Source organism: Acidiphilium sp. JA12-A1 (genome assembly GCF_000724705.2).
In the GTDB taxonomy this organism is placed as follows: domain Bacteria; phylum Pseudomonadota; class Alphaproteobacteria; order Acetobacterales; family Acetobacteraceae; genus Acidiphilium; species Acidiphilium multivorum.
Window position 1 is genome coordinate 1 of the sequence record NZ_JFHO01000173.1, and the last position, 4076, is coordinate 4076.

The window sequence follows — 4076 nt, forward strand, 5'->3', positions numbered from 1 at the left end:
TGGCGAACCGCAGCGTGTGATAGATCGTCCGCGGACTCAGGCCGCGATGCTTGACCAGATAGGTCTCGAAGTTCGCCAGCAGGGTCGCGCGCGCCTGCTGCGCCTCGGTCAACGGCACCGGCTGCGTGACGCCGATATCGAGCAGATGCTGCGCGAACCGGCGGGCCAACCTATACGGCCATACCGAGCCCGTCTTCTTGCGCGGCACCTTGCGTCCCAGATGCTCGGCCATGTCGAGCGTCAACGCCGAAGGACTGATGCCCTCGACATCCATCGCGTGCCCCACCTTCCGCAGGATCGATTGGTAGGTCTTGACCGTGCCGGCGGTGTAATTCTCCGCCGCAAAGCTCTCGGCGAACGAGTCCAGATACGGCTCGATGCAGGTCTGCAAATATTGAGGCATGATCGTCGTGCTCCATGTTGTTGGAGCGATGAAGATTATGCCGAATGGGATTGGTGCGATCATACCGCCAACCGCGCCCTGCCGAGCAGATGCGGCATAATCCGGATCTCGGCATTATGCCCCTTATGCCGATGTCGGCATAAGGGGCACGCGACAGGCCACCCCTCGCGGCTGAACCGGCCTGACCTTGGCACGCCGTTCGGATCAGAAGCCTATGCGCGGGAGGAGTTAAGGGCGGAGATTGCCTCGCTGATGATCGCGGACAAGCTGGGGATAGGCCATGATCCGGGCCAGCATGCGGCCTATGTCGGAAGCTGGATCAAAGCCTTGCAGCAAGACGCGCGAGAGATCTTCAGGGCGGCTGCCGATGCCGAGAAAATTTCCGGGTATCTGATGGCGCTGCGTGCCGAGCAGAAGGCAGGGCAGATCACCGGCCAGGCTGACAGCCAGGCGGGCGACCAGGCGCGTAGCTATTGGCAGCGTGCGGCCGAGAGCGGTGCTGAAATCCGGCGGGTGGAACGAGCCGAGCAGCCCGAGCAGGAGCGGCAAGCCCGACGCGCAACGGCGGGGCGATGATTTGATAAAAGTGAAGTAAATAACAGCAACAAGCAGGAACACATGACTGTTCTTTAAGTTGGAAAATAGCACCAACGGTGCTATTTCTTTGGATGTCCGGTGAAGAAACCGGCAGACAAGGAGCCGCCAATGACAAGAGCGTGGATAATGTTTCAGTCGGGCAGCAAGATCGACTTGCTCAATCCCCGGTCTGATGCCTGGACCGATCGCGATTTGGCCGTAGGGCTGTCCCGTACCAATCGATGGGGCGGGCACTCGGCATGGGATTATCCGTTGTCCGTGGCCCAGCACAGCCTGGCGGTGCTGGCGATCCGCGAGGCGATGCCCGGCCGGCCACTGACCGCCAGTGAGGCATTGCGGGAGCTGCTGCACGACGCCCCTGAGGCGCTGATGGGCGGGTTGGATATCATCACGCCGCTCAAGCCCATTCTCGGCGATGCGTTCCGCGCCCTCGATACGCGGCTACAGGCGGCCGTCAATCGGCGCTATGACCTGCCCCCTTGGACCGTCGCCAGCCACCGCGAGCATAAGCAGGCGGATCACCAGGCCGCCGCCAATGAGGCGCTTCATGTTGTGGGGTGGCGCCGGCCGGCGCTGCGCAAGACCCTCGGCATTGAGATCGAACCTATGGCGCATGACCCGCTCGATCTGCCGGATGCGGTGGCGCCGTGGGAGCCCTGGCCGCCTTATGTCGCGGCTGACCGGTTCCTCGACAAACTCAAAGCCTTGCAGAAGGCGAGGGGAGGGGAGGGCTTTCGGAGGGCGGCCGCATGAGCCGGACGCGGCGTGCGGCCAGATTTCCTGTCCATGCTGCACATGTTCGACACTGACCGGCTGGCGGTGGACTGATCGCGGGCTCATCTTGCCCTTGTCGGCACCGCATCAGCGGTGCAATGCCTTCAACTATGGCGCCACACCGCACGGTCTTGCCCGAAAATCCGCCGTCTCCCGAGGAGATCCGGGCGGCCCTGGCGCGCGCGGGCATGACCCAGCTTGCCTTTGCGGCCTGGTGCGGATCGACCCCGCAGGCAGTGCGGAGATGGCTGACGGACCCGGCCAATAGCACCCACCGCGAGCCGCCCCGCATGTTGTGGTTTGCGCTATGGGCGGCCGAGGCTGCGAAGGAAGAAAACCGTGAGGGGTAGGGGGGAGCCGTCAGTCTGTTGGGGCGTGGCTGGCTGATATTATGGACGCGGCCAAGGCGTTCTTCCGCAAGGCGATCAAGGGTCAGGGCTCAGGTCCGCGGACCATCACGCTGGACGGCTATGCCGCATCGCACCGCGCTGTGCGCGAGATGAAGGCTGACGGTGAACTGGCTACTGACACCAAGCTGCGGTCATCGAAGTACCTGAATAACCTCGTTGAGCAGGAACCACCGGGGCGTGAAGTCGCGGATCGGTCCGATGCTCGGGTTCAAGCGGTTCGAGACCGCGGCGATCACGATAGCCGGGATCGAATTGCTGCGACGGATCCGCAAGGGGCAGTTCCGCCGCGGTCGGCTACATCTTCGGGGTCGACCTGCGCCTGCCGTCTGGGAGGCCGTCCTCGCAGCCCAATAAGGCGACAACACCGCAGCCTCGCAGCCACAACCTTTGGCTCGTCAGGCTATTTGCACCAGAGCCCCCTGATGATCACCGCCAACCACCTTCGGCGAGTGGGGAAAGGTGTTCCCCGATCCCGCCATGACACTCGCCGCCGTTTACCGCCTAGTTCACCACGCCACCATCTTCGAGATGAACGTCGAAAGCTATCGCCGCAAAACCGCCATCCAACGACAAACCGGACCAGGACGCCCACCCACACGCGCGACAATCACCGAAAGCGTCAATTTGTCGCTCCACGACAATCAAGTCGCCGAAACCCGCTTGCCAGCGTCGAACAAACCCGATTAACGTTCCAAGGCCGCGATCACTTTCTCTTCCTGATCGTCGCGCTACAGGTTCTGGCTTTACGGCTCTTCGTCCAATTTACACAACCGAAAATATTGTTTTATTAACTGCACCACCAAAAGTAGTGTCAGGAGATTTTACATCTCGCTTGTCTAAAATATTTTATTCATTGATTTTACGAACTTATTTAGCTCGGCATGGGAATTGCTTGTTCTATTTTGCGGCCCAAATCGGCGCCTCCCCTGCGTAAAGCAGCCGAACCGAAATGAACCGACCGCGTCAGTCAACGCCAGCCTTTCGAAAGGGACGTTCATGTTGAAGTTTCGCCATGTTGCCAGCGCTGTCGTCATTCTGGGGCTTACAACGGCAGGTGCTCGCGCCAGCCTGATCGCCGATGGCCTCACCTATACGCTGACCGAATCAGCGACAGCCAACCCCTTAACGGATCAGTTCACCCTTAATATCGCAGGCATAAATGGCCCTTCCGATACAGAAGGTGGGCGCTATGGTGTACAGTCGTTTGCTTTCAACCAGCCATCAAATTGTATCTGCTCATCCTGGTCCGTCGATAAGTTGAATCGATTGTGAATTGACGTGACCACGGCGGATACGATTCGACGGGAGGCGTGAACGAGCTTCCTGACCTGTCTCTCCTATCGCACGCTGAGAAAGACGCGCTGATCCGCGCGCTATGGGACGCGTTGCAATCATCCGAGCGCAGGAACGCGGAACTGGCAATCCGGCTTTCGGATGCGGAACGCCGGATTGCGGAGTTGGAGGCGCGGCTAAACGAACCGCCGAAGCGGCCGGACAATTCGAGCCTGCCGCCATCGCGCGGGCAGAAGCCAAACCGGCCCGAGAAAAGTCCGCGCAAGGGGCCCCGCAAAGGCAGTCTCGGCCGTGAGGGTGGCGGTCGCTTGCTTGCCGAGAACCCCGATCAGACGGTGATCGCGAAGGCGGCGCATTGCCAGCACTGCCGTGCCGGGCTGACTGACGCGGATCAGCGCCTCGCGCAGCGCTACGACAAGATCGATCTGCCGCCGATCAAGCCGGTCGTCACCCGCGTCGAACGCTATGCCGGCCATTGTCCGTGCTGTGGGGCGACCACGCTGGCAGCCGTCCCGGAAGGCATGGAGACCGGCACACCATTCAGCCCTCAACCTCGTGGCTCTCGCGATCTACCTGCGCGTCATCCATGCGGTCAGCTA

At 61.3% G+C, this 4076-nt stretch carries 5 protein-coding genes and 2 pseudogenes; 6 read left to right on the plus strand and 1 reads right to left on the minus strand.

The window, feature by feature from the left end:
• Positions 1 to 403 (minus strand): annotated as a pseudogene (locus RT91_RS18985) (integrase); the annotation flags it as partial.
• Between RT91_RS18985 and RT91_RS21760 the strand changes: the two are divergent.
• The 6 genes and pseudogenes from RT91_RS21760 to RT91_RS21770 all read left to right on the plus strand — a co-directional run.
• A complete protein-coding gene (locus tag RT91_RS21760; RefSeq protein ID WP_240314365.1) occupies positions 395 to 979 on the plus strand; it encodes a zincin-like metallopeptidase domain-containing protein in 585 nt (194 codons plus the stop codon). The pseudogene RT91_RS18985 and the gene RT91_RS21760 overlap by 9 nt on opposite strands.
• Positions 980 to 1126: 147 nt before the next feature.
• On the plus strand, positions 1127 to 1753 hold the full coding sequence (locus RT91_RS18995) for a hypothetical protein (RefSeq protein ID WP_205408993.1): 627 nt from the start codon (positions 1127 to 1129) through the stop codon (positions 1751 to 1753).
• 412 nt (positions 1754 to 2165) lie between these two features.
• Positions 2166 to 2339, plus strand: a pseudogene (locus RT91_RS23085) (DDE-type integrase/transposase/recombinase); the annotation flags it as partial.
• 322 nt (positions 2340 to 2661) lie between these two features.
• Positions 2662 to 2871 carry a hypothetical protein gene (locus RT91_RS20985; RefSeq protein ID WP_275470334.1) on the plus strand — a complete coding sequence of 70 codons (210 nt, stop codon included), beginning with the start codon at positions 2662 to 2664 and terminating at the stop codon, positions 2869 to 2871.
• A gap of 309 nt (positions 2872 to 3180) precedes the next feature.
• Positions 3181 to 3456 (plus strand): hypothetical protein, encoded by a 276-nt coding sequence (locus RT91_RS20990; protein ID WP_240314366.1) that lies wholly within the window; start codon positions 3181 to 3183, stop codon positions 3454 to 3456.
• A 38-nt stretch (positions 3457 to 3494) separates the two neighbouring features.
• Positions 3495 to 4076 (plus strand): DUF6444 domain-containing protein (locus RT91_RS21770; RefSeq protein ID WP_240314367.1); only part of this gene is annotated, 582 nt, incomplete at its 3' end.